Raw genomic sequence first — 22,602 nt, forward strand, 5'->3', positions numbered from 1 at the left:
TATCAAAGCCGGGGCAATTAATGCAAAAAAGAGCGCTATATATTCTACTGATATTTTTTATGATAACCGGGTGTGCATCCCACTCGGTGGAACAAACAGAAATTGCCACCTCCACCAAGTCCCTTGGCGAAGCGTATATGGCCCAGGGTAACTACATTGCCGCCCTTAAAGAATTACTCAATGCTGAAAAAATGATGCCGCACGATCCTTTTCTTCAATATGATCTGGGATTGGTATACATGGCCCGGGAAAAATATAACCTGGCAGAAATCCACCTAAAAAAAGCCATTGAGATGAAAAAAAATTACACAGCAGCCATGAACAGTCTTGGGGTGGTTTTTATGAGACAAAAAAAATGGGATGCTGCCATTGCACAATTTCAAAAAACCAGCGGCAACCTGCTCTATGCCACCCCCCACTATCCTCTGTCAAACATGGGATGGGCTTATCTGGGAAAAAACGATTACATGAGAGCGGAAACAAGCTTTAAAAAGGCATTAAGAAGCAAACCGGACTTTATAAATGCCATCCATGGTCTTGCCACCACCTACCTTACCACTGGACAATCGCAGAACTCCCGGTTACTGCTGGAAAAGGCCATCTCAAAGACCCCCTCTGCCACTGTTCTCCATGCAGATCTTGCAAAAACGCTTGAAATAAGAGGGCAATTTACCAAGGCAAAGGCTTCCTGGCAACAGGTTATTCAGCTTGCCCCGGACAGCAATCTGGCTGATGAAGCTCGACAGCGATTGAAGTAAACATTTTACATCGGCAGCCCACTGTTTGGGTAATACTTATATAACCGCCACGGGTGGACCTTGTTCTAATTTCGATCTGGCCACAAAAGAAATAGAAACTCTCCATGGATTTGCGGGGAGTTTCAAATAAAAAGATATTTATAGAACCATTGGGTGTTGGAATTAAGCGGTATAACCCGACAGCTTTGAAATTACGCCTTAATCAAGACAATATTTTGAAAAAAACTGCCTGTAATTCATGATTACGAAAAAATCAATTTCCACGGCTTCCCGTATGGCAGTTCAATCAACGAAAAAGCCTTGAAAAAATTACCCACTGCACCATCCATCATACTCCCCAAACGCCTTTTATATTACAATAAAGCATAAAACAAACCCTTAACACTCAATTACAAAGACAATAATTATAAAATCAAAAAAGGGCGACACCCCATAAGAGTGACGCCCCTTTTTATTTATACTTCCAACTCCATAAAATACTTATGGGGTTGATGTTCCAGATCCCCAGGGTGAACTTGGAATATTCTTTTTCTCACCCTCCATCCAGCCAAGGGCAAACTCCAAAATAGAGGAAGTTTCACTGCCATACACCAAGGTGGTCGCCCTGATTTCAACATCAAGCCAGCCTGCATAATTCTTCAAATAAAGATAATCAAACTGAGCCACCCCATTTTCATCGGTGGTAACAGTTGCAGGCACACTACCTGCTGTAGACTTTGCAGGATCAATCTGCCCGTTACCGTCGGAATCTTCCCCAACATCCAGGCGCTGATTCCTGTTAAGATCTTCATTGGGAAAACCATCCCCATTTCGTACCGGGCCATCTACTCCGGTAGTTCCTTGGTAATACATGGTGGGCCAGAGGCTCAAGTTCACAATGGCCCCAGCCACCGGGTTGCCATTGGAATCTGACACAAGCACCGACATGGGATATTTATACGTGCTTTCGTCGTAGGATTGAATAACCGTGGCACCGCCGATGGCAACGGAACTGGCATCACCGGATATCACCACTGAGACCACGTCGGTATCCTCGGCAGTACCAATGACCAGGGAGGCTCCGGAACCTTCTTCTATCAATGTATCGCTAAGTCCCAGAGCATCACCCGTCACACTAGAAAGGGTGTAAGTACCGTCGTTGCTACTTGAACCACTCACGCGAATCACATCATCGACATCAAAACCGTCCGTATCAAAATTGCCGTTATCACTGCGAATGATTCCCCCCCCCCCAGAAGAGACGCCAGAAATAAATTCAAATACGTTATCTGAAACCGCCACCGCTCCGGCAGTGATCTGAAGCGTTGCAGGGTCATCTTCCTCTGCCGGAAGAGTATCACCGGAGATAAGGGTTAATGTGTCTGCCGTTACCCCAGCAAGGGTATAGGTGCCGTCATTAGAGGTTGAGTTGGTCACAGTGATCACATCACCCGCAACAAAGCCATCTGCCTCAAAATCACCGCTACTACGGGTAATCCTATCTGGAAGATAATAATTCTCAACAAAAGAGAAACCATTATCTGGACCTGCCACAGACGCTCCGGCAATGCGCCCTAAACAGAACACTCCCCTGGAATCAGAAACAAGGGTTCCCGAGGCAAAGGTGCTCTGGGCCTGTCCTGTGGAATCGGTGTAAACAATGGGCGGGTTGATCGCCTCTCCTCCGCCGGTGGTCCGGAACAAAGTAAACATCACAGGTGCGTTTGAAACAACCTGATTGGATGTATTTTTCACCGTAGCCTGTAGCGTAGTTACGTTGGTAGTCCCACCCGTGGAAGGAGCAATAACCGAGGGTGCCACCTGAAGAGAAAGGCGGGCAGCATCAATTGATGGGGCTGAAATAGCAACAGAAAGGGTATCGAAAGCCAATATATTGGGAGGAGATTCAGAATCTAACTCTTCCACGCGAATGGTCGCCACACCGGCTGTATTTCCCGTATTAAACACAGCTGTGACTATCCCATCCCCATCAGGATCAATGGTAACCACCTTTTCTCCTTCCCAAGAAGATTCATCGACAATGTCGTTGGGGTCACTGTGGCTCCACGACCCCATTGTTGTTATAAATTTAACTTTATTGTTTGAGGGAGTCTGCACCTCAATATTCACCGTTGTGCCTATATCTTTTGAAATCGAACTCGTTGCTGGATCTTTGATTTGAAAAGGCTCACCATCAACCGTCAAAGTCAATTCTTCGCTATCTTCCAAGGCTTTCACCGTCAAATCGACACCCTCTGGCCCTGAACTCGCCACAGCAAAAACCATTATTTCAAGCATTCCATTTACATCAGTGTAAGGTCCCGTTGGATCTTTATTTTCATCATATGCATCAGGATCAGTAACCACGAGGACAATCTTCTTACCTGATAAATCGGCAGCATCAAATGCCTTGTAAACCGGTTGTTCCCCGGTATCAACAAATGCGTTGTAAACCGGTTCCCCGCCGCCATCAGTTACAATTACGGTAAGGGTCGTTTTATCATAAATTATGTTATCAGGGTCCCCATCGTCAGGTTCCAGCAATGAAGTGGTGCCAATATTAAGTTCAACAGTGCTGCCGGAAAGTTGGATCGGGATAGTTGCAATCACATCAGTCTGAACCGTTGCCGTGATGGTTACAGTGGCATTGGTTTTGTCACCACCAGAGGAAAGTACGACCATGGCATCACCATTTTCATCGGTGACCTCCGATGCTGTGCTGATCTGACCGCCAGTGGCTGCAAAACTGACGGTAATGCCTTCTATGGGGACCCTGCCAACATCAAGTACACGAGCGGTGATGATGGCCGAATCCACCCCATCTGTTATAATAGATGTCTTAGATGTGGACAGAAATAAAGAATCTGCAATTTCGATATCACTTCCTTCAATAGTGATATTAATACGCTGGGACACACCACCAGAAGTGGCAGTTATCACAGCCGTCCCTGTTTCCGATAATGGGGCAATTAATGAGGTCACAATTTGACCTGATGCATCACCGGTATTCAAAATAACTCTGCTGGAAATCGGGCCAGCACCATCCGGATCCACACCATTGGGAAAAGTACCTATGGTGGTGGTCAATATAATTGGCGTTCCTGAAGGCATCGGCGTATTATTGGTGTCCAGGACACTAACTCTTATTGCAGTTGAACTGCTTCCATCCGCCGGAAGTTGATTCTCATCGGAAGTCAAAGTCACCATACTCACCACAATGGCGTTGGCATCCACTTCCACATCCTGTACCTCTGAAAATCCTCCGCTGGTCATGGTAATACGGTCAGTTACCGGAGTGGTGAAACCTGCTGTATAAATCACACTGGCCTGCCCATCTAAATCTGTCACCGCACTGGTGGCAGCCAAGCTACCTCCACTGTTATTGACAGTGATTGCAAAGTCAACGGATTCCCCGGAAATTGGATTATTGTTAGCATCAACAATCCTGGCAACCACAATGGTGTCAGTGCCAGGATGCATGGGATTGGGTGAAGCAGAAACAGACATAGATTCGGCGTTCCCGGCAATCTGTTCAATGGAAGTATCAGCCAGTACATCATTTGCTTTAATACCAATTGTCACCACTTGCGCCACACGGGTACTGGTATAGGTATATATTGCCTGCCCTACAGCATTGGTAGCTTGGGTGAGCAATGTGGGCAACTCATCAAAGTCATCTGTTACGACGGTGCCGCCAAGCTCACTTTCCAATTTAATGGTCCAATTACCATCCGCATGAACACTCAAATAATATTCGCCCGCCGGTAGAGCCTGTTTTATCGTTGTTTCTTCTGTTATGCGTCCAGTTGTATTTTTGAGAAGATCGAGATAATTGCCATTATTATCATACAATTGCACCCAAAAATTTGAAGAACCTGTGTGCGTCATTGTAAGAGTCAACGCCCCCCCGCTGTGGGTAAAAAGCGAAGTGTCGGTTATACCCGTTCCTTCAAAGGTATTGGTTTCCACCGTGGTCAATCCCTGACCTGTGAGATTTTTAAACACCACAGGAACGCCTGCCACAGGATTTCCACCACCGTCTAATACCGTTGCAGTAAAAGTGGCTGTGGATGAGCCATTGGCAATAATGGAAGTGGGGGATGCCACCAATGACACTTCACCATTTCCATTCACTGTGATTGTAATTTCCTGTAACTGGGATGCACCGCCAGACGTGGCAGTTATCACAGCTGTTCCGGTTTGTGATAAAGGAGCAATCAAAGAGGTGTTTATCTGGCCATTAGTACCACTGATATTGAAAATACGGCGGCTGGAAATCGGGCCTGCACCATCTGGATCTATGCCACCGGGAAAGGTACCCAGTGTCGTTGTCAGTGTCACCGGTGTTCCTGCTGGCATGGGCATATTTTCAACATCAGTCACGGTAACTGTAATGGCAGTGGAACTGCTTCCATCCGCAGGAAGGGTGTCAGATGCCGCATCAATGGTAATGTTACCAACCTCAGGGATTACAGCACCTTCAAAGGACACCGTGGTGCTTTGGGAGACCCCTCCAGCCACAACTGTGACCTTGGCATCACCCGGAGTGATTCCGGCGATCAAAGAAGCTATCAAGGTACCGGAATCGTCCACAGTGGCCAGGGTCAGCGTCTGGGGATCATTATCCTGATCCCGATTATCCGGAAAAAAGGTGCCAAGATCTGTGGAAAAATAAAACAGTGTACCCTGGGGTACAGGATTGCCCCCCACACTCAAGACAACAGCTGAGATAGTGGAAGAACTGGTTCCGTCTGCCGGAATAGTTTCAGGATCAGCTGTAAGCTTGATATTTCCCACATCAGGGGCATCAATGTCAGTAAAAGTAACAATCACAGCCTGGGAAACGCCACCCACAGTGGCTGTAACCTGTGTAAACCCAGGCGTATTGCCAGCAATGAGGGACACAGCCAGGGTGCCTGTGTCATCCACTGTTTCCAAGATCAATGTACGGGCGTTTCTGTCTCCATCCAAATTATTAGGATCCAGAATACCCAGGGTCTCTGTGGCAAAACGAATGGGCGTACCCTGGGGCACAGGATTGCCCCCCACATCCAGGGCCACGGCAGTGAGGGTGGTGGAGCTTGCACCATCTGCCGGTATGGCTGTGGGATCAGCCGTAAGGGACACATCCCCCACGGCAGGGGCATTGATATCAGAAATGGTCACCACAACGCTCTGGGAAATACCACCGGAAGTGACGGTGACCAGTGCAAATCCAGGGGTGGTCCCGGCATTTAACGAGGTGACCAGTTTGCCGCTGTCATCGGTGGTGGCAAGCTCAATACTGGTGTTCCCATTGGCAAAGGTACCAAGATCTGTGGACACATACACAGGGTGACCAGACACAACCGGGTTACCTGCAGTGTCATTAATGGTGATGTTCAACGTTGAAGAACTGCCTCCATTTGCCGGAATCACCGTGGGGTCTGCATCAATGAGAATATTTCCCACATCCGAAGCATCCATGCTTGCCAATGTCACCACAACGCTCTGGGAGATACCACCGGCCGACGCCGTTACAACGGCAAATCCCGGTACAATTCCAGCATTAAGGGAAGTGATAATACGACCGGTATCATCTGCTGTACTCAATTCATAACGGGTACTTCCATCTGCAAAGGTGCCAAGGGTGGTGGTAAAAACCACCAACTGGCCCTGGGGAATGGGAGTGCCTGTGGTATCATTGATCAATGCATCAATGGTGGTGGAACCGGTGCCATCGGCCGGGATAAGGGTGGGGTCTGCGGTGAGGGCAATGGTTCCCACAACGGGCTCTATGGTGGTGGCAAAGGTAACCGTCACACTCTGGGAAACCCCTCCGGAAACTGCTGTTACCTTGGCATCTCCTGGAATCAGGGCAGATATCAAAGAAGCTGTCAGGGCACCGGAATCATCATTGGTTTCCATGGTAAGGGTGGTTCCACCATTGGCAAAAATCCCCATGGTGGTGGAAAAAACAACCTCGGTTCCAGCGGGCACCGCCACCCCTGAAATATCCTTTATATTCACAGTGATGGCTGAAGAACTGGCCCCATCGGCTTGAATCACCTCGGGATCGGCATTGATAACCATGGATCCCACTGTCACTGTTTTCCGAATCACCTCCATGCGGGCGGTGTTGGAAATGCTTTGATTGCTGTTTAATGTGGCACCCAACCAGTCCACCCCGGGGGTGTCACCGGCAGCATAATTCACCACGGCGGTACCACTGTCATCGGTAATTCCAGAAGAGCGACTCAAACTTGCCCCACTGTTGTTCCCACCATCAAGAAAGGCAAAGTTGATCTGCTCACCGCGGATGGGATTTCCCCTGCTGTCCCGCAATGTGGCCCGAAAATCAATGCTTTCCCCGGTTTCAATGGTGCCGTCATTGGTGACGGCCGGTTCCAAGGAAAGGTTCATCGACGCACCCGGGGTAAAATTAAGACTCAAATTTGTAAGAAACCCATGGGCATTGGCTGTTATCACAGCCGTTCCAGAAGAGGTACTCCGCAGCTGAACCTCTGCAATACCATCGCTTCGGGTCCATGCTGTGGTGGCTGATAAGGTGCCAAGTGTGGTGGAAAAGTTAACATCCACCGCAGGCATGGGGGTGCCGGATTTATCCAGCACCGTGGCCCGCAGGGTCACCTGGCTTTCACCATCTGCTGGCACAATGACGCTACCGGAGGTAAGAGAAATGGAGCCAATGGATTCAGACAGAGGCGTTTCTTCAATGGAAATATTGCCAGACAATGTGGAAATTGTGGTGTCTTTGGCAAGGGCCTTTACCCTAACGGATGTGGCCACAGTACCAGACTTCACAAGGGCCGTCACTTCTCCATTTTCATCTGTTTCACGACTTAAAGGAGAGACCGTAATCCCTCCTTCTGTGGTGGTTAAGGAGAAAAAGACCAACTCCCTGGCCATGACATTGCCTTTATCATCCTTCACGCGAAAGGTGACAAGGGCATTTTCCGGTTTTGAGGAAGTGGCAGTACCGGCAACAGCAATGTTGGGCGGTTCCACAGACACAGCTTCAATGGAACCGGTGGCTTCCTGTGCCAGGGGAATAGAAACCATTGCTGTTAGATCTGTTCCTCCCTTTAACACAGTTGCAGTGACCACGTCGTGGGTATTACTGCAACCGTTGGAGGTATAAACACACACAGCCCTGCCATTTTCCGACACAACAGATGCCGTAAGGGTGGCATTACACCGGGAGGCAAATTGTACCGTTACAGGTTGATCAAAGGGGTTGCCATCCCCATCCACAAGGTCCGCCACAATTAAGGCTGTGCCACCATAGGAAAGGGTTTCCCCGGGTGCCAGACTTGAAGCAAGCACGCCCCCCTGGAATAAATCATCTATAAAGGCACCCAGGCGGGTTGAATCAGGTACGCCAATCTGGAATGCAAAGGGCATCTCCATCTTATACTCACCGGACTGAACGGAAATTTCACCGGCCCCGGTGACACTTTCTCCATCTTCATTGACGGCAACCAGTTTTATTTCCGCAATCCCGTTGTCATCGGTACTGTCGGTGCCATCGGCTGACACTGAAAAACTGCCCTTGGTGGGGGTGGCGGTGACCAGTTTTCCCGTTGCAGGAGCACCGGAATCAAAGGTGACTGTAATTTTAAGAATTCCGGGATTGCCATCACTGATGGCATCCGTTGGATTGCCGGTTGCTTCATTTATGAGTTGTACCGAGAAATTAAGATGATTGGGGTCCGAATCATCCCCATGAGAGCCTGATGAGCCACAGCCAGCCGTGACCAAAGCCAACAGAAAACAACAAAAGGAACATACCATTTTAAAACGCATTTTTTTCAATCTCATATTCATTTGGATCAACCTCTTTTCAACCGGCAAGCATTATCAATTGTAATATTGTTTATTCCGCTGTTCAAAACGCATGTAAGTTTAAATTTTAATTATTCATTTTTTGTTCAAGCTGAACAATGGTGGGGGTTAAAAAAATCAATAGCTCATTTTTACTGTCACTGCTTTTATCTGATCGGAAAAGATGCCCCAGAATGGGAATATCAGATAAAAAAGGGAATCCGTTAATGTCTTCTGTGGTGGTTCGTTTGAGCACCCCGCCTATGACAATGGTATTCCCATCATTAACTAAAAGCTCAGTTGTGGCTTCATTACTTGAAATAACCGGCTCCCCGGTAGTGGCAAAACCGGTAATATCATTTTTTTCAATGAACAACTGCATGCTTACCCGTCGATCTGGAGTAACATGGGGAGTGACCTCCAGCTTTAGATCAATATCCTTAAATTCAGTACTTACATCATCATCTTCCACCACCTGATAGGGATATTCAAGGCCTTGGGTAATGGTGGCTTTTTTATTGTCCAGGGTTAATATTCGTGGAGAAGAAACAATTTTAACATCTCCTTTGGCCTCTGCAGCGGTGAGCTTCGCATTGATTGAAAAGGGGGTTCCAACAATGCGGTCAAAGGTATAGCTCAGACTGGAATCACTTGCTGCCGGATAATTCATGGCCACATCAAAACCATAGGTGCCGCCAAGATCATCCCGGTAAACATCCTGGCTGGACATGCCCCATTCTATTCCAATTTCACGGGAAAAATCTTTGCTGACCTCAACCACCCTTGCTTCGATCATGATCTGGGGTGTGACGGTGTCCAGACGGTGAATCAAATCCTTTGCCTGAATTATTTTTTCTCGAACATCGGTGAGAATAATCATATTAGTTCGGGAATCAACACTCAGCTGCCCTCTTTCTGGAGTCAAAAATTTTTCCAGATGGGGTTTAATATCCGCCTCGGCATTGGAGTAATTAATGGCAATATACTCTGTGATCAGGGGTTCAAGCTTTTGTTTTTGTTCCGTGGCCCGCTGCTTTGCAGCCAGGGCCTCCTCCTGAAGCTTCAACTCTTTTTTCAAGGTTGCCTGGGTGGCAATGCGAATAATATTGTCCTCCTCCACCTTGCCAAGTCCATTCATTTTTAAAATAAGATCAAGGACCTGGTCCCATGGCACCGGCTGATCAAGGGCAAGGGTGACATTTCCGGTGACATCTTTATCAATGGCAAAATTTTCTCCACTGACTGTCCGCAAAATACGAAATACATTTTTAATATCGGTCTCAAAAAAATCAAGGCTGATCTTTTCGCCAATGTATTTGGGGCCAGCGTCCTCAATGGAAGAAAATTCAGGAGAAACCGGCATTGCTTCAGGTTCAGCGACTGTGGTGGTGTCCACAGATGCCGGAGGAGTAGAAGGCATAACATCCTGTCTGTTCATTCCCTGCAAATTCAAAGAGGGCGAGGGAGCACCGGTGCTAATGGGTATTACCTTTGGAGCGCCATTGCTCATGACCATTTTTGACTGATTAAATTCCGGAACCGCCACTGGGACAGGATCAAAAACAAGAACCAACTGATTTGCATTGCGATCAATGCGATAGGTTCCCTTTTGGCGTAACTGAATCAAAATATAAGAGTTGTTTTCATCTCCAGAACCCTGGACGGGAAGCACCCGTTCCACAGCAGAATTAAAATAGCTTGTAATCAAAGGTCTTTGATAAGAATTCGAAATTTTTGTATTTTTTAGAATCAACTTAATTTCATTTTCTTTGCTCCGCTGAAGGTCATATTCCACAGGAGCGCCAGTTTCAAGGAAAACCGTTGAGGTGCCAGCGTCTGTGGAGCTGAATTTTATATCTGTCAATTCGGTTATACCGCCGGTTGTCAAAGAGGATTCCAGCCCGGAGCTTCCTTGGTTAAGGGTCACATTGGAAGATACATCTGTTAAAATTCCAGCGGAAGGATCAATGGGAAGGGGTTCCTGGGTGAAAATCACCGTATTCCCATGACGATCTTTGGCAACAGAAAGATTTTCATCCCCTGGGGCAGGCGCTTCTGCCAGAGCATTGGAAGAAGTATTTTGAGCGTTCCCGGCGTCAAGTGTAAAAAAAATTTGAAGTCCCTTTTCCATCTCAACGACTTCATATTCAAAGGCCTGTTTTAAAAGGCACTCAATTTTTACAGTATCGGCATTTTGCCCCACAGGCTGTGCCGCCACAAAAGTAAGTGGTCCGGCTTGGGGCACAATATCGACCACATCTCCACCAATGGCAGTTTCGGGAAGATATAGAATCACCCCCCGGGGCACCTCTTGCTTAATGGCAGTGTATACAATATTTTCATTGGCAGTGAGTTGAATTCCTAACGGCTCTTGCATATAGGCCATTGACGTCAAAAGTCTCTTGCCCACGCCTGTGTTTTTGAGAACAGAACTGCTCTGTTGCTGTCCAGCAACACATCCCCATAAAAAAAACAGGCTGAGAACCAAGCCTATTGTTTTAAGGAACCAACCCCATGGTCTTTCGGAAGTCCTAACCATCATATCCCCTCATCTTCCGTTTTATTCAATTTTATTTCCTGGGTACGTGTAATAATATCACCTTTAAAATCTTTTACCCGCTCAAGAACAATGATCCGATCTTCCCAAATCTCTGATACCACGCCACCATTACGACCGATATAAGTCCCCTCTAACACAATGTGCCCTTTGCCACCAGCTTCCTCAACCATGGCCACGAGATCGTCACCTCTGGCGACAATGGCAACCAGTTTCATTTGGCTATAATCAAGTTTTTCAAGGGGAGTTCTGGGTCGTCTCACAGGCTCCTCTATCTTGACAGCTTCATTCTTAATAAGGGGGATGAAGGGATCCACTTTTCCTTCACCGCTGTATTTGGATAATGCAGCGACATCCTCACTTTTTTCAGGTGAAGGGTCAGGATGAGCCGGAAGGGCCTTCTTTGCGTCTTCATTGCCTACGCCCTTCTTTTCTTTTTCAGCAGGCACAGACGCCTTTTTCCTGGTGGCTCCATCAACAGGCATTTTAAACGCAACTGTGACCATAGGCATGTCCGCCACTGAACCTGTTTTCTCTTCCTTACATGCAGGAAAGCAACTCACCAGTATAAAAAAGCCAACAATGCTCACTATTTTTTTGACGAAGTCCATCATCTATTTCTTCTTTTTTTTGCCTTTGTTTGATTTTTTTTCAACAAACATATAGGTCACTGCCGTACAGGAGGTCAACAGGTTGCCTTCTTGTTTGGCTGGCATCATGGTAATATTTTTCATATTCACAATACGATGAAGCCTTGATACCTTATCAAAAAATTCTCCAACCTGATGATATCCCCCCTGAACCTTGATATCCACCGGGATTTCTGCATAGTATGCTGTCTTTACTTCAGCCCGGGGTTGAAACAAAATAAATTCCAACCCTGCATCTTTACCGGAATTTGAGATATCCGTAAGCAGATTGGGGATCTCTTTTTTATCGGGCAACGCTGTCATGGCTGAATCAAATCGAATCTGAGCTTCTGCCATTTTCTTCTTAAATTTATTCAAAAGCGCGGCTTTACGCTTATAAGTATCCAGCTGTCCCTTTAACCTTAAGTGTTCATCTCCCAATCTTGTCATTTCTTCATGGCGTGGCATATAGAAAAAATAATAAAACCCCCCCATCACCACCGCAAAGGTTAAGATGCATATCAAAATTCTGTGCACGCGGGACAAAGTTCCCACCTTTGTAAAAAGCGGTGCGCTGCGCTGATGGATGAAATTACTAATTCTATTTTTTTCTTTCACCTTCATTTTTTTGCAGGCTTTCCTTTTTTAGTATCAACTGCATTTTTATTTTCCTTTTTCTTCCAGCAAAACACTTCAAAGGATTTAATCCGGGCGGCTCCTTTTATCTGTTTCATCTGAAGGGTTTTCAAATCAACCCCGGAAAATAGAGGAGACTTTTCAATACGGGTCATGAAGTCCGCAACGGTTTTATTATCAAATGCAAGTCCCTTGAGCACCACACTTTTTGCATCGGTTTTCAAGCTGGTGATCCACATTCGTTCAGGAACCATTAGCTGTGTAAGGGCATCAATAAGTCTGACAGGCTCTCTTCGCTTTGCTTCCAGAGATCCCACAATACCAAGTTTCAGCTCAAGATTTTTCAATTTTTTCTTAATCTTTGTCACTTCATCTGCTTTATCTTTATAAAGCGTTATTTCTTTTTTTATCTGGGCAATATTATTATTCAAAAGGTCAATTTTACGATCCACCCATGTGGTATAATAAATCAAGCTGAGAACCACCAAGATTACCATAAGACAAAAAATGGAAACCTGTCGCCTTATATTTTCTTTTTTCCGTGCAGCCCGAAAGGGCAGGAGATTGATACGTATCATTTATCATCCATTTTTCTCAGGGAAAGTCCCATGGCAATGGGAGCCTGGGCTCGCACACCATGGAGAAACGAAGGTGGAAATTTTTTAGGATCAACAAGAATGCCCTGAAACGGGTCAATGATGGAAACCTCTGTGGAGAGTTCCACAGCCAAAAGGTCTGCAAAACCATCCATCAAAACCCCTCCTCCAGAAATAATGACCTTATCAAGACTGGTGTCATTGGTTTTATTTAAATGGCCCTTAACAACAGCTTCAATGTCAGAACACCATGTTTGAATGAAGTCAAAACAAATTTCCTCCAGCCTTGCCCGGGGGATTTCAGATTCGGATGTCCCGACCAGAATGTCATCGGCCCTGTCTGGAGAACAATCAATTTCTGCCATGATGCTTTCCCGGATCTGGGCAGTTCCAGAGGCGCTGTCCCGCATCATCAAAGAATTTGTGCCACTGAGAATATTCAAGGAGGTTTTGGAGCACCCCACATCAACCAGCAGCGACATCTTATCTTCTGCCGGTTTATAAATGGCTTCATAAATATTTTGCAGAGCAAAGCTGTCCACATCAATGATGCAGGGATTTAATCCGGCCTGATTGATAAGATCAATATATTCGGCCACCAGATCTTTTTTCACGGCAACCAGAAGAACATTCATTTGATCATCGGAAAATTCACTGGGTCCCAGTATTTGAAAATCAAGATTGACATCATCAATGTCATAGGGGATATACTGTTCTGCCTCGGTGCGGATGGACTTTACCAGCTCTTTTTCCGACACCGTGGGAAGTACGATGGTTTTAATCACCACAGAGTAACCGCCGGTGGAGATGGCGACATTTTTTTGCTTTATGCCATGGGTTTTAAAGAGTGTACGAATAATATCAGCCACAGCATCAGCATCCATGATTCGCCCCTCATCAATGAGGCCGGGAGGAACGGATGTCATCCCCAGCTTCTGGAGCACCAGCCCCTTGGAGGTTGACTTGAGGACAGCCACTTTGATCTGTGAAGAGCCGATATCAAGACCCACCAGTTGATCTTTTTTTCCTAAAAACATAAACCCCGACTTTGCCCTAAAGAATTAATTCACATCATAAAGTTTAATTTCTCAAAGATGTGGGATGGAGTAAAAATAAAGCAATATGCAGCAATAAGGTCAAGGTACTGATCTGATCATAATCCTGACGGACACAAAAGATATTTAATAATGATATTATGCCGCCTCCGACGGGTAATACAACCGGTCCTGGACCATAGACAACCCAATTATTCTGCCCCATTCCCACCAGACTTTACTGGGGACAATTGAACATTAGTTTGTATATGAAACTGCCACAGACAAGCCGTATTCTGATCCGATTTCACCCACAACAACGCTTGAAATACACCCCTGCTTTGCGGAGTATTTCATATGAAAAAACACAGCAGGATAAGGCTCAATATGAATGTTTTCTATTGATAAGCCATTCTATTGTAACTATACTTGACCGTCAGAATAACATTATCGAATATCCACTTTAAGTCAAGCACAATTGTCGCTGGAGACATTTTTTTTAATGATTCAAACAGGCACAACTGAAAAAAAACCTTTTCGGCTGGTAAAATTTTTCACATTTTCCAGCCTGGTGGTGATGTTCACGGCAACCATTGCCCTTTCTGCCATCAACACCCACTGGGTAAAGCAGATACTTCAACAAAAAAACAAAGAATATGCCCATCTTCTGGTGGAAAACCTCAACCATCAGGTTTTTTTACAATTTATCATCCCTGTTGTGTTAAAATACGGCAAAGTCCAGCTCCGGGAAAAGGATCAGTACACCCGCATGGACAGAGTGATCCGCTCCACAATACACAGCTTTAATGTGGAAACAGTGAATATATATGATCTTAAAAACATCATATCTTACAGTCTTGATAAGGACAGAATAGGAAAAAAACAACCCGTTGGAACCCCCTATGATAAGGCTGTTAAAAATAAATTCACTTCAAATCTGGTGCGCAGTGGAAATTTTTTTCAATTACTTCTGGGTATTCCCAACACCACAAAAATTGTAACATTTGCGCCCCTGCGGGCGGAAAAACCGTTGTCATCCATCTCAGGGCCTGTGCTTGGTGTCATGGAAATCGTCCAAGATGTATCCCAGGATTATGCAAAAACATTTAAATTGCAACTGCTCATTGTCATATCGTGTGCCTTTATCATGGGCTCACTTTTTTTTGTGCTTCGTTTTGTGGTGAAACAAGGGGAGATCATCATTGAAAAAAGAGCAGAGGAGCGCCTGAAACTGGAAGAAAAACTACAAAGGGCAGAGCATCTTTCCGCCATTGGAGAGATGACCGCCGGGGTGTCCCATGAAATCCGAAATCCCCTGGGCATCATCAAAAGTTCAGCCGAACTTTTGAAAAAAAAGATGACAAAGCTCAAGGAATCCACCACCATTGTGGATATCATACTGGAAGAATCCATCCGTTTGAACAATATCATACACGATTTTCTTGATTTTGCCCGTCCCATGACACCCGATCTGAAACCTTGCTCCATTGAAGAGCTCATTGAAAAAAATCTTCATTTTATAAATCAGCAGGCCCGGGAAAAACAGATCAGCTTTAATAAATTAGTCCATGGTGATATTCCCTTGATCATGGGAGACACCAATCGTCTTTATCAGGCATTTTTAAATATTTTGCTCAATGCCCTGCAGGCAACCCCCCCGGAGAAATCTGTTTTAATCACCCTTGGTGCCCATAAAACCCATGTACACCTCACCATACAGGATGAAGGACATGGAATTGATCCTGAAGATCTAAAGAAAATATGGACACCTTTCTTCACAACCAAGGAGCTTGGCACCGGCCTTGGCCTTGGTATTGTGAAAAATATCATTGAATCCCACAAGGGAAATATTCACATCTCCAATGTCCAGCCCACAGGCACCCGGGTGGATATTTCCCTGCCCATCACGGAGGCATAACGCATGGATAAAGTTCTTATTGTGGATGATGAAAAAAATTATCCCACCATCCTTGGAGAAGTCATTAAAGAAGAGGGGTTTGAACCTGTTACAGCCTCCAGCGGCTTAATTGCCCTTGATATTTTGCGCAGTGAACCCATTGACCTTGTTTTAACCGATGTGATGATGCCGGGTATGGACGGCATCGAACTTCTGGCCCGGATAAAAGAACTGAATCCTGGGCTGCCGGTTATGGTGATGACTGCCCACGGCAGTGTGGAGCGGGCCGTGGAAGCCATGCAAAAAGGGGCATTCACTTATATATTAAAACCCTTTGACAATGAAACCCTGGTGGCCCACATGCAAAAGGCCATTGCCATCCATGAAATTGTTAAAGAAAATTCCCGGCTAAAAGAAGAGATATCCATTCTCTATAATTTTGACAATATCATTGGCAAAAGTAAACCCATGGAAGATCTTTACAATGTCATCCGAAAGGTGGCCCCCACCGGTGCAAGCATCCTCATTGAAGGTGAAAGCGGTACCGGCAAGGAGCTGGCTGCCAGATCCATCCATTACAACAGCCCGAGAAAGGACCATCCCCTGGTGGCGGTGAACTGTTCCGCCTTTGCAGAATCCCTTTTGGAAAGTGAATTGTTCGGCCATGAAAAAGGAGCCTTTACAGGTGCTGCCAATATGAAAAAAGGACGATTTGAGCTGGCACATAAGGGAACCATATTCCTGGATGAAATTGGAGAGCTACCCAGCGCTATCCAGGTAAAACTTTTACGGGTACTCCAGGAAAAAACCATTGAACGGGTGGGGGGAACCCAGTCCTTCAAGGTCGATTTTCGCCTCATTGCCGCCACCAATAAAAATCTGGAAAAAGAGGTGGAAAAAGGTCATTTTCGAGAAGATCTTTATTATCGTCTTAATGTTGTCAAAGCGGTGATGCCCCCCCTGAGGGAACGGGATGGAGACATCCCGTTGCTGGTAAACCATTTTATCCATAAATATGCCCATGAAAGAAAAATTCAGCAGCCACTGAACGGAGTGGATCCCCGGGCGGCAAGAGTGATATTTGAATATTCATGGCCCGGTAATGTAAGGGAGCTTGAAAATGTCATTGAAAGGGCTGTCATACTTGCCACCGGCACCACCATCTCCGTGGAGGATCTGCCCATGAAACTACAGTCATCTGCATCTTCCCGGCCATCAATGCCGCTGGAGGGGATACCGGAAAACGCAGGACTCACAGAAACCCTGGCGGCGGTGGAAAAACGCATGATAAAAAGAGCCATGGCGCTTTCAGGCAATGTCCAGACCAAAGCCGCTAAAATTCTGGGAATCGGGAAAAGTGGATTAAATCAAAAAATAAAAAAATATGGCCTTTGAAAACAAAAACTTACAAAAAAGCCATTGTTTATCCCATGCAAGGTTTAATATTATGAACAGAGGCAGCAAGAGTTCAAAATTATGAACGCAGGATAAAACCAACTAAATTTAATTATTTTTCAAGCACTTAACTTCAAAAAGCACAAAACACAATTTTTTTAAAGTTCAAGATATTGAACTTTAAAAAATGACTTTTTAATTTTCTCCATTTTTTACCATGAAAATAAAACTTAAAAAGGTCACACAAAAAACCAAGATAACTATTTGATTTTAAATATTTTTTTAAAAAAACCACATCACATCTATATTAAATATTTTTTTTAAAAAACAAACATGGCACACCATATGCATTATTAAAAATCAAAACTAACCAAATAAAAGTTGGTTTTTCATCTTTTTCCTCCTTTAAAAAAGGCCGTCACAATTTATTGTGATGGCCTTTTTTAATTCACGCCCTTCAATGATGGAACGGGCTGACAATCCTATGATGAAGCCCCGCAAAAAAGAGCTTTGTTAATTCTCCATCGGGCGGGACTTAAAAATCAAGAATTATTTTTACCAACCCGGGATCTGGCAACAGTGGCATATATAGACTGGGGGTGGTCAGACAGAATCTGGTTAAAGTACCCACTGCTCTGATCATCTTTACCCGCTTTTTCTGCCAGAAGCCCCAGGTTAAACAGGGCTTCATCTTTTAAAAAAGCACTTTTACCCTGGAGTACCGCTTTAAATATTTCAGTGGCTCTGTCATCATTCTCAAGCATTTGACAGGTGTGTCCCAGGGCAACCTGAATAAGGTTCTCCATGATGGGATCATGGGAAAAATCGGCCAGAACCCCTTGATAGAGAGTCAATGCTTTGTCAAACTTCCCTGCATCATAACAGATTTCTGCAAATCGAACCCGGCCCATTTTACCGGCACCGGTGTTGGGATACTCTTCCATGAGTTTATTTAAATCTTTATGAACCGCCTCATAGCCTTCAGCGGGCGCCATGGTGCTGTAGGTTTCAAGGGCCTGGCTCAACAGAACAGAGGCTTTTTCATCGGAGGCGTTGATACTGTAAATAGTTCCAGAAACAATGATAATGACGGCAAAAATGGCACAGGATGTCCAGATAAGTTGTTTTTGATATGCCCTGGCAAGCGCCACCCCTTTATAAAGGGCCTCCAGGATTGGGTCGGGTTGCTCAAGTTCTTTTTTACGTGCATTGGAAATTTTTTCTGACATTCTTACCCCTTTAAAATAAATTTATTCTTAATTTTCAACAGTTCCATATTTCAGTCAAAAGATCTGTTTGCAAAGATGGGGATACCCCACTATCTACCACACAAGACGTTTAAAGATCCACCCCTGATCTCCATCGCGATGCTCAACCTTGAGCCAGTCCCCCCGGGTTTCAATCACTTTAAAGGGAACCCCTTTTTCCACAGTGAAAACAATATCGGTATTGGTGCCGGGCCCAGATCTGACGTTGCAATTATCTTTAGTGCTGATAACAGATTTTATTTTTTTCACAAGGGAGTTGTGTATCCAGGCCTTGTCACCTTCAAAATCTTTAAAATGGATCCATCCCCCCTTTTTCTCCAGGACAATCAAAGGATAATATTTTTCCACCCGCCACAGGATATCGTAATTAGTACCCGGCCCTGACCTTACATTGGAAATTTTAGAGTTAACAGCCAGCCGTTCCTGGGCAAAAGCCCCCGGCGGTAAAACCGTCAACACCAGAAACACCATGGCAAAAAACAAAAAACGATTTTCCCCTTTATCTGCCAACCTTTCAAATATCAACTTAACACTGCTCATTATTATCCCCCCATTGCCATGGCAGCCTGGGCTGCCCGTAAAAATTTAATTAAAATCCCAGAACCTTTCCTCCCTGGTAAAGCAAAAATGACGCCATCCATGCCATGGAGGTGGTGTATAAAAGATTAAAGCAGGCCCAGCCAGCCGATGTTTCTTTCCAGATGGCAAAAATGGTGGCAAGGCAGGGCACATATAAAAGCACAAAAACCATCATGGAAAGCGCTGACAAAGGTGTCATGCCTGATTTTTTCAATGCCGCCTTTAATGCATCGGGCTCGCTGTCACCAATGCCGTACAACACCCCCATGGTGCTCACCACCACCTCCTTGGCCACCAGTCCGGTCACCAGCGCCACCCCCGACCGCCAGTCAATCCCCAGGGGGGAAAACAAGGGCTCCATGGCCTTGCCAAGTCCTCCGATAAAAGAGCGTTCCACCTGTTCCTGGTTTCTCAATTTTTCCAGTTCTAAAATTCCTGCAACCATTTGCCCTGGCATCTGTGCATTGCCATGCTCTCCTTGTGCGGCCATGGCAATGTGGCCCTGGCGGTTTAATTTTTCAATTTCCCCACTGTAGTCCCTGGAATAAGTTTCCACACGGGGAAAGGTGGACAAGGCCCAGATAACAATGGAACCCACCAGGATCACCCCACCCATTTTTTTAAGAAACATTTTACTGCGATCCCACATGTGAATCACAAGGCTTTTGAGCATGGGCACCCGGTAGGGAGGCAACTCCATGACAAAGGGGGCATCCTCTCCCCGTAAAAGTGTGGATCGAAAAAGTCGTCCAGACACAATGGCCACCACAATGCCGGTGAAATAAAGCCCAAAAATAACAGATCCTGCCCGGGTGCCAAAAAAAGTGCCGGCCAGAATAATATACACCGGAAGCCGGGCAGAGCAGGACATAAAAGGAGTAATGAGAATGGTAAGTATCCTATCCTTTCGGTTTTCCAGGGAACGTGTGGCCATGATGGCCGGCACATTGCAGCCAAACCCCATGAGCATGGGAATGAAAGACTTGCCATGCAGGCCCACCATATGCATCACCCGATCCATGAGAAATGCCGTCCGGGCCATGTAACCGGTATCTTCAAACAGGGCAATGCAGAAAAAAAGAATTAAAATATTGGGCAAAAAGACAATCACACTGCCAATACCTGCCACAATGCCATCCACCAGAAGATCTTTAAGCAACCCGTGGGGCAATAAAATATCAAGCTGTCCAGACAAAAGAGAGACCCCGGATTCAATCCACTCCATGGGGTATGCTCCCAGGGAAAAGGTGAGCTGAAACATGGCCCAGATGAAAAAGATAAATATGGGGAAGCCTAAAAAACGATTGGTCAACAGCAGATCAATGTTTCTGGACATATCTGCTCTTTTCCGGGGTGAGAGGGTCACCACCTCTTTGACAATACCGGCAATGAACCCATAGCGATCATCGGTGAGAACGATTTCCGGATCATCATGGAAAAGGGTTTCCAGACGAAAACGGCTTTTGGCAGCCAGCCGGGTCATTTTTTGTGCCAGGTCCGGGGAGCGCTCTGCCAGACTTTCTGCCACCACCTGGTCCGACTCCAAAAGCTTAATGGCTGTCCAACGCACCGGATGGGGCTGATCCCCGGGAAAATGTTGCTCAAGCTGTTTTTTCAGCTCGGAAATCAAGGACTCGATTTCCCTGTTGTATTTCACCTTGCGCCCGGATGTTCCCCGGGGAAAGGACTCAGCCGCCCGGACGGCTGTTTCCACCAGCTCATCCATGCCTTCATCACGGTTTCCAACGGTGAAAATAACCGGAACATCAAGGAGAATGGACAAGCGTTGGGCATCAATGGAGATTCCCTTGGAGCGGGCAAGATCTGCCATGTTCAGAGCAAAGACCACCGGTCGGTCCAGCTCCATGATCTGCATGGCAAGATAAAGGCTTCTTTCAAGATTGGCTGCATCAATGATGTTCACCACCACATCGGGCTTCTCATCCAGAATAAAATCCCTGGCAGCAATTTCTTCAATGGAAAAAGGCGTCAAACTGTAGGTACCCGGCAGATCCACAATTTTCAGCTCATAGCCGTTGCGTTTCAAGGTACCTTCTTTTTTTTCCACAGTAACACCGGGCCAGTTCCCCACCTTCTGGCGGGCACCGGTGAGATTGTTGAAAATGGTGGTTTTACCGGAATTGGGATTCCCGGCCAGGGCCACGGTTACATTTTTCATGGGTGCTTCACCGTCTTAACATCCTCCACCATTATATTGTCAGCCTCTTCCACCCGGAGGGACACATGATATCCTTTCACAATGATTTCCAGGGGATCTTTCAGTGGGGCGTATTTTTCCACATAAATATGGGTTCCCCGGTTAATGCCCATCTCCAGAAGACGTCTGCGCAAGGTGCCCTCTCCCCCCACCCTGACAATCACACCCTCCTGGCCTTGTTTCATGTGGCTCAGGGCAATTTTCCTTCCCGGCAGCCGCCCCGGTCCTGCGCAACGTCCCTGGGGAAGGGAGGCATCTGCGTCCATTTCCCGGGGAGCATGCTGCACCAGGATTTTTTCAGCAAGTCCATGACAAATGGCAAAACGACTTTCCCCTGTGGCCACCACCATCTGTCCGCCACCCTGGGAGGATACCACCTCAACTGTATCCCCGTATCTGAGTCCCATGGAAGCCAGACGCATCTGGGCCCGTCGCCCCCCCCCAAGGGATTTAATAATACAGGTCTCCCCCTGCCGGGCCCGGCACAGGGGCATCATCAATTCCCGGGTTTTGAGACATTTTGAACAGATACCATAAATTTCCATGCGATGCTGGAGCATATGAAAACCATAGGCCGCAGCCACATGGGCCTGCTTTTTTTCCAGAACTTCATCCTTGAATTCGAGGATATCACCACATTTAACACAAACCATGTGATCATGGTGCATCCCCAGATGGCGGTGTTCATACCGCCGGGGTCCATCTTCAAACTGCACCATGTGAGCAAACCCAAAACGACACAAAAGCGCCATGGTCTCTTCCACAAAATCATCGTCCATGGGCATGCCGTCGATTTTGAGCTGATCCATGATTTCCCGGCAGGTGACATGTTTTTCTGTCTTTAAAAAACAGTCCAATATTTTGAAACGTTTCTCAAAGGCGTCCACGCCTTCTTCTTGAAACAACTGCTTAAACTGTTTTTTTTCCTGTTCATGTCTGGTATTCATACACATGGTCCCGTTGTTCTTTTTATATGAAATACTCCGTAAATCTGTGGAGTATTTCTACCTTTGTTGTGGGCAGAGCCGGATCGGAATACGGTCTGTCCATGGCGGCTATCCAGCCTTGAAACGTAATTTCAGCCACTTTGGATTTTAGCTGTTAATTTCATACAAAATACTGTAACTATGGGATCCTAATCTTTCGCATTTCATATTTAATTTTAAAAAGTTAATTTTTTTAAAAAAATTCTCCATACCCCAAAACAATACCCTAAAATAGCTTTATAAATT

The 22,602-nt window shown here is 45.9% G+C and carries 13 protein-coding genes; 3 read left to right on the forward strand and 10 right to left on the reverse strand.

All coding sequences use genetic code 11. From position 1 onward, the window contains the following. The first annotated feature begins 59 nt into the window (after positions 1–59). Positions 60–758, forward strand: coding sequence for a tetratricopeptide repeat protein (locus tag B9A32_RS04350; RefSeq protein ID WP_212637718.1), 699 nt, complete (start codon positions 60–62; stop codon positions 756–758). 480 nt (positions 759–1,238) lie between these two features. On the opposite strand, the gene B9A32_RS04355 is transcribed toward B9A32_RS04350, so the two are convergent. The 6 genes from B9A32_RS04355 to pilM form a co-directional block, all read right to left on the reverse strand. Further along, entirely contained in the window at positions 1,239–8,543 is a 7,305-nt protein-coding gene (locus tag B9A32_RS04355) for an Ig-like domain-containing protein (protein WP_212637720.1), read from the reverse strand. A gap of 106 nt (positions 8,544–8,649) precedes the next feature. Next, positions 8,650–10,938 carry a type IV pilus secretin PilQ gene (locus B9A32_RS04360; protein WP_212637729.1) on the reverse strand — a complete coding sequence of 763 codons (2,289 nt, stop codon included), beginning with the start codon at positions 10,936–10,938 and terminating at the stop codon, positions 8,650–8,652. A gap of 161 nt (positions 10,939–11,099) precedes the next feature. Then, positions 11,100–11,732: a pilus assembly protein PilP gene (locus tag B9A32_RS04365; RefSeq protein WP_084067161.1), complete on the reverse strand. Its 633-nt coding sequence runs from the start codon at positions 11,730–11,732 to the stop codon at positions 11,100–11,102. After that, positions 11,733–12,371: a type IV pilus inner membrane component PilO gene (locus tag B9A32_RS04370; protein WP_084067162.1), complete on the reverse strand. Its 639-nt coding sequence runs from the start codon at positions 12,369–12,371 to the stop codon at positions 11,733–11,735. It lies immediately after the preceding gene. Beyond that, positions 12,368–12,961, reverse strand: a complete 594-nt coding sequence (locus B9A32_RS04375) for a PilN domain-containing protein (RefSeq protein ID WP_084067163.1) — start codon at positions 12,959–12,961, stop codon at positions 12,368–12,370. Before B9A32_RS04375 ends, B9A32_RS04370 begins: the two co-directional genes overlap by 4 nt. Beyond that, a complete protein-coding gene (gene pilM, locus B9A32_RS04380; protein ID WP_084067164.1) occupies positions 12,958–14,016 on the reverse strand; it encodes a type IV pilus assembly protein PilM in 1,059 nt (352 codons plus the stop codon). The genes B9A32_RS04375 and pilM overlap by 4 nt, the downstream gene beginning before the upstream one ends. Positions 14,017–14,515: 499 nt before the next feature. Between pilM and B9A32_RS04385 the strand changes: the two genes are divergently transcribed. Together B9A32_RS04385 and B9A32_RS04390 are read left to right on the forward strand one after the other, a co-directional pair. Continuing rightward, positions 14,516–15,931, forward strand: coding sequence for a sensor histidine kinase (locus B9A32_RS04385; protein WP_084067165.1), 1,416 nt, complete (start codon positions 14,516–14,518; stop codon positions 15,929–15,931). Between the two features lie 3 nt (positions 15,932–15,934). Next, positions 15,935–17,305, forward strand: a complete 1,371-nt coding sequence (locus B9A32_RS04390; RefSeq protein WP_084067166.1) for a sigma-54-dependent transcriptional regulator — start codon at positions 15,935–15,937, stop codon at positions 17,303–17,305. A 542-nt stretch (positions 17,306–17,847) separates the two neighbouring features. Here the strand turns inward: B9A32_RS04390 and B9A32_RS04395 are convergent. From B9A32_RS04395 to B9A32_RS04410, 4 genes are all read right to left on the reverse strand, one after another. After that, positions 17,848–18,534: a tetratricopeptide repeat protein gene (locus B9A32_RS04395; protein WP_084067167.1), complete on the reverse strand. Its 687-nt coding sequence runs from the start codon at positions 18,532–18,534 to the stop codon at positions 17,848–17,850. Positions 18,535–18,627: 93 nt separating this feature from the next. Next, positions 18,628–19,113 carry an SH3 domain-containing protein gene (locus tag B9A32_RS04400; RefSeq protein WP_232367037.1) on the reverse strand — a complete coding sequence of 162 codons (486 nt, stop codon included), beginning with the start codon at positions 19,111–19,113 and terminating at the stop codon, positions 18,628–18,630. Between the two features lie 49 nt (positions 19,114–19,162). Continuing rightward, entirely contained in the window at positions 19,163–21,331 is a 2,169-nt protein-coding gene (feoB, locus tag B9A32_RS04405) for a ferrous iron transport protein B (RefSeq protein ID WP_084067168.1), read from the reverse strand. After that, the gene (locus tag B9A32_RS04410) at positions 21,328–22,317 is read right to left on the reverse strand and encodes a FeoA domain-containing protein (RefSeq protein WP_084067169.1); all 990 of its coding nucleotides are present in this window, start codon (positions 22,315–22,317) and stop codon (positions 21,328–21,330) included. The genes feoB and B9A32_RS04410 overlap by 4 nt, the downstream gene beginning before the upstream one ends. Positions 22,318–22,602: the final 285 nt, after the last annotated feature.

It is taken from the genome of Desulfocicer vacuolatum DSM 3385 (assembly GCF_900176365.1).
Lineage (GTDB): Bacteria > Desulfobacterota > Desulfobacteria > Desulfobacterales > Desulfobacteraceae > Desulfocicer > Desulfocicer vacuolatum.

Coding starts and splice junctions, on each gene's coding strand:
- B9A32_RS04390 (WP_084067166.1), top strand. CDS start 15,935: ATGGATAAAGTTCTTATTGTGGATGATGAAAAAAATTATCCCACCATC.
- B9A32_RS04385 (WP_084067165.1), top strand. CDS start 14,516: ATGATTCAAACAGGCACAACTGAAAAAAAACCTTTTCGGCTGGTAAAA.
- pilM (WP_084067164.1), bottom strand. CDS start 14,016: ATGTTTTTAGGAAAAAAAGATCAACTGGTGGGTCTTGATATCGGCTCT.
- B9A32_RS04365 (WP_084067161.1), bottom strand. CDS start 11,732: ATGATGGACTTCGTCAAAAAAATAGTGAGCATTGTTGGCTTTTTTATA.
- B9A32_RS04355 (WP_212637720.1), bottom strand. CDS start 8,543: ATGCGTTTTAAAATGGTATGTTCCTTTTGTTGTTTTCTGTTGGCTTTG.
- B9A32_RS04395 (WP_084067167.1), bottom strand. CDS start 18,534: ATGTCAGAAAAAATTTCCAATGCACGTAAAAAAGAACTTGAGCAACCC.
- B9A32_RS04360 (WP_212637729.1), bottom strand. CDS start 10,938: ATGCAAGAGCCGTTAGGAATTCAACTCACTGCCAATGAAAATATTGTA.
- B9A32_RS04400 (WP_232367037.1), bottom strand. CDS start 19,113: ATGAGCAGTGTTAAGTTGATATTTGAAAGGTTGGCAGATAAAGGGGAA.
- B9A32_RS04350 (WP_212637718.1), top strand. CDS start 60: ATGATAACCGGGTGTGCATCCCACTCGGTGGAACAAACAGAAATTGCC.
- B9A32_RS04375 (WP_084067163.1), bottom strand. CDS start 12,961: ATGATACGTATCAATCTCCTGCCCTTTCGGGCTGCACGGAAAAAAGAA.
- B9A32_RS04410 (WP_084067169.1), bottom strand. CDS start 22,317: ATGAATACCAGACATGAACAGGAAAAAAAACAGTTTAAGCAGTTGTTT.
- feoB (WP_084067168.1), bottom strand. CDS start 21,331: ATGAAAAATGTAACCGTGGCCCTGGCCGGGAATCCCAATTCCGGTAAA.
- B9A32_RS04370 (WP_084067162.1), bottom strand. CDS start 12,371: ATGAAGGTGAAAGAAAAAAATAGAATTAGTAATTTCATCCATCAGCGC.